Source organism: Enterobacter sp. ku-bf2 (assembly GCF_001742765.1).
GTDB lineage: Bacteria > Pseudomonadota > Gammaproteobacteria > Enterobacterales > Enterobacteriaceae > Enterobacter > Enterobacter quasiroggenkampii.
In genome coordinates this window covers 1-2,107 of sequence record NZ_MDVW01000011.1, presented here as the reverse complement: position 1 = coordinate 2,107, position 2,107 = coordinate 1, and the positions used below count along the sequence as shown (strand labels likewise).

The window sequence follows — 2,107 nt, the reverse complement described above, 5'->3', positions numbered from 1 at the left end:
GTTGAGAATAACACGCTGGGTATTGCACCTCCGGTTCCGGTGCCTGTTCCCGGGGTTCCGGTAAACCCGGGAGATCAGGTCACCAAAAACGCTAATGACAAAATAACGTTAGCTGTGGATGATCTGTTTGATGCAGTTGATAAAGCCACTCAGTGTAGCTTTGGGCGTGCATGTTCTTCGGATGATTCAGATCAGGGCTTGAAACCCAATGTAGCCGGAAACATGACGGATGATGAGAAGGCTGAATATGGTGGTGCTGGTTCAGGAACGCCGGGTGGCTGGGGACCGGAAGATGAAGAAAAAGCGCGAGCTCAGCAGGCACAAATTGAAGCCAAAAAGCAGGTTGAAAGCTTAGGCTATGATAGCAATAAGGTTTCTCACATTTTTGCTGATAAGCATCAAATGGATAAATTAGTTTCTGAGTTTGGCTCTCCAGAGGCGGCATTGGAAAGAATGCATGAAGCAGTACAGCCTTTGGCGAAGAATCCAGGCTCATATCAGACTGGTAGCTGCTGGGTGACCGTTAGGGTCGGTGGTAATGATGTAGCTGTAAAAGGTATTGTCATTAATGGTGAGTTCAGAATATCTACAGCAAGGATGAGGCCGTTCTAATGAATTTAACCAAAGAAGAAATTTTTGCATTAACTTTTACTTTAAGAAATAAGTTAGATCTTTTAAAAAAAGTACTTAATGAAGGCTGCGTAATTGAACGTAGTAAAACCGGTGTGGGTTTCTTTTCGACCATCAAGTTGCCACAAACTTTTACATTGGAAAATAATAAAGATAGATATTGGGAGCGGGGTTTTTTCCATAAAAAACTCCCTTATGGYGGGTGTTTTATGATTGCTGTAGAGGATGATAATTGTCTAGAGATTGAAGCAGTCGTATATGAAAGTGAATGGCCAGAACCTTTTGTTGAAGAGGATTTTTTTCCGCAATAAAGATGCCAATAATATATTGGCACAAGATGTACTTTGTTGCGCGATTGATGCCATCACAAGAATGAGTTGAAGTGGTCAACAAAAACTGACCACAGATTTAGATTTTTTCCAGTATCGGTTTTCCGAGTCGTTTGGTGGTACCCCACCGTTATATTCATGCGGTCTGAGCGCGCTGTAATATCCAACGATATAGTTCGTTATTGCATGAGTTGCATCGCTGAAGCTTACGTAAATTAAACAGGAGCCCCCGACAGTTAATCTCTTAACCGTCTGAGTCTCCTGACTCGCAGCCTGCACCTTTGCAGACTCTTTACCCGAAGGGGGGCTTCGCTAGGGCGGAAGCGTCTGCGGGGCTAAAGACGCTTAACAGCGCAAAAAGTTACTGCGCCGGAAGTACAGCAGGGAAAACGACTATAACTCACGGAAAGGACAGGGAAAAACGTTATCATTACAGCAATGTGCACAGGATCGAGTTGTTGTTGAGAATAACACGCTCAGCCCAGGGCATGATGAGGAAGAGTTCGAGAAGAGCATGGCGACCGGTTGCCAAAAGTTTATAACATTGCCAGGCCCGGGGTGTTGTTTGACGAAGATGGTAAGCCGCTTCCAGGAGCTGCTGGTCTTGGAATTGGGGCTGTTCCGATTGGTGGTAAATCTAAAGATACTCAGATTTGGACAGAAGCCAAGAAAGCAGAACCTGTGGGTAATGCCTATGGACACTGGACAAAATATGGGAAAGAATTTCCTGAGTATCAGAATGCTAAGCAATATGTTGATGCAGCCCATAATTTTATGACAACCCCACCGCAAGGTACCTTAACTAAAACTCGCCCTAACGGAGACACGCTGTATTACAATCCTGCGACTAATGTCTTTGCTTCAAAAGATATAAATGGTGTACCGCGTACAATGTTTAAACCAGAGAAAGGTCTCGAATATTGGAAAAAACAATGATGAATAATGGCTCTTATCCTTGTCCATGCTGTGGAAATAAAACAATTGATGAGCTGGGTTGTTATGAAATTTGCCCTGTATGTGGGTGGGAAGATGACCCTGTACAATCGGCTGATCCAGATTTTTCTGGCGGGGCAAACTCTTCGAATTTAAATGAGGCGAAACGAGCATTTAACAAACAGTAACTGATAAAACGATCCCAGCCATTGAGC

The 2,107-nt window shown here is 43.9% G+C and carries 4 protein-coding genes and 1 pseudogene; 4 read left to right on the top strand and 1 reads right to left on the bottom strand.

Going from position 1 to position 2,107, the window contains the following annotated elements; all coding sequences use genetic code 11:
• Together BFG58_RS24090 and BFG58_RS12325 are read left to right on the top strand one after the other, a co-directional pair.
• The coding region (locus BFG58_RS24090; protein WP_175430172.1) for a hypothetical protein at window positions 1-612 on the top strand (612 nt) is incomplete at its 5' end.
• Complete coding sequence (locus BFG58_RS12325) at window positions 612-941, top strand: hypothetical protein (protein ID WP_048226989.1); 330 nt, start codon at window positions 612-614, stop codon at window positions 939-941. The genes BFG58_RS24090 and BFG58_RS12325, both read left to right, overlap by 1 nt.
• Before the next feature lie 75 nt (window positions 942-1,016).
• Here BFG58_RS12325 and BFG58_RS23300 read toward each other — a convergent pair.
• Window positions 1,017-1,172, bottom strand: a pseudogene (locus BFG58_RS23300) (IS3 family transposase); the annotation flags it as partial.
• A gap of 348 nt (window positions 1,173-1,520) precedes the next feature.
• Here BFG58_RS23300 and BFG58_RS23295 point away from each other — a divergent pair.
• Window positions 1,521-1,895 (top strand): hypothetical protein, encoded by a 375-nt coding sequence (locus tag BFG58_RS23295; protein WP_225828851.1) that lies wholly within the window; start codon window positions 1,521-1,523, stop codon window positions 1,893-1,895.
• Window positions 1,895-2,080 carry a CPCC family cysteine-rich protein gene (locus tag BFG58_RS23290; protein ID WP_071530933.1) on the top strand — a complete coding sequence of 62 codons (186 nt, stop codon included), beginning with the start codon at window positions 1,895-1,897 and terminating at the stop codon, window positions 2,078-2,080. The genes BFG58_RS23295 and BFG58_RS23290 overlap by 1 nt, the downstream gene beginning before the upstream one ends.
• The last annotated feature ends 27 nt before the right edge of the window (window positions 2,081-2,107 follow it).